Here is a 1,358-nt window from a genome sequence, read left to right as displayed (position 1 = left end):
AGATAAATGGATGGAAAGGGTGAGAAAGTGAGAGAAGAGCTTTTTTTAAAAAATACTCAAGCTTTGTTTGAGGTCGATGAGTTTTTAGCTTGTACACTGAGATCACTTAAATACTTAACTTTTGCACTTATCCAAGATGAAAATGGAATAAATTTTAAAAAAGATGATATTTTTCTTTATGAAAATCCCAATAAAGAGCTTTTAGAAAACCTTACTCTGTTTAAAACCGAATATAACAAATATCCTGTTTTGTTTTTTTATGGCTTTGGAAATGGAATGTTTTATAAAACTTTATGTAAAAACAAACAACATAAACACATTATCATTTTTGAAGACAATCTTGAAATTTTAACTTTAGCTTTTCATTTATTTGATTTTAGCGAAGAATTAAAAAAAGAACAACTAATACTTTTTTATACTCCAAATATTAATACAGCACAACTTACCACACTTTTTACTTATGAAATCATTCAAAAAAGTGTAAAAATTTTTAATCTTTTTATCCATAATGATTTTTATCAACAATTTTATAGCACTCAAATACAAAATATAAATACTCAACTGATAGAAATGATACGATTTATCGTTTTAAACAAAGGTAATGATCCACATGATTCTTTAGTAGGGATCAAACATACCCTAGATAATCTCCCTAAAATGTTAAATCATGGAATTTTTCAAGAATTTCTCAAAGAAAGAAGAGCTAAGGTTAAAAATGCTATCATTGTTTCTACAGGACCAAGTCTTATAAAACAACTTCCTTTATTAAAAAAGTATGCTAATAAAGCTACGATTTTTTGTGCAGATAGTGCTTATGTTATCCTTGGAAAATACGGTATAAAGCCTGATTATGTTTGCATGCTAGAGCGTGATGATATAGTTTCTAAATGTTTTGATAATGATTTTGGCGATTTTAACAAAGGCATACTTTTCATACTTGCTTCTGTGGTTCACAAAGAAGTATTAGATTTTTTAGAAAAAGATCAAAGAACTTATATGCTTGTACATCGCCCTTTAAATTTTGCAGCTAGTTTAAAACTTGATAAATATGGATATCTTGGAGTAGGACACAGTGTTTCCAATATGATCTATGAACTAGCAGGAGCTTTAAGATTTGAAAATATCATTTTTATAGGACAAGATCTAGCTTATGGCGAGGATGGAAGTTCACATCCTAAAGAGCATATACATGGAAGCCAAGGTGAAGAAATCAGAGGAGAAAAATATACACTAGCTTATGGGGGAAAAGGCAAAGTAAGAACACAACTTACTTGGAATTTGTTTCGTCAAGCTTTTGAAAAAGATATATTTTGGGCAAAAGAAAAACTCAATATCACCACCTACAACTGCACCGAAGG

The 1,358-nt window shown here is 29.4% G+C and carries 1 protein-coding gene; it reads left to right on the top strand.

Annotated elements, in window-relative coordinates; genetic code table 11:
- Positions 1 to 27: 27 nt before the first annotated feature.
- The coding region (locus CCO88_RS09815; protein ID WP_140441459.1) for a motility associated factor glycosyltransferase family protein at positions 28 to 1,358 on the top strand (1,331 nt) is incomplete at its 3' end.

The organism is Campylobacter coli LMG 9860 (genome assembly GCF_000254135.1).
GTDB classification, from domain to species: domain Bacteria; phylum Campylobacterota; class Campylobacteria; order Campylobacterales; family Campylobacteraceae; genus Campylobacter_D; species Campylobacter_D coli.
This window is presented reverse-complemented; position numbering and strand designations above follow the sequence as displayed.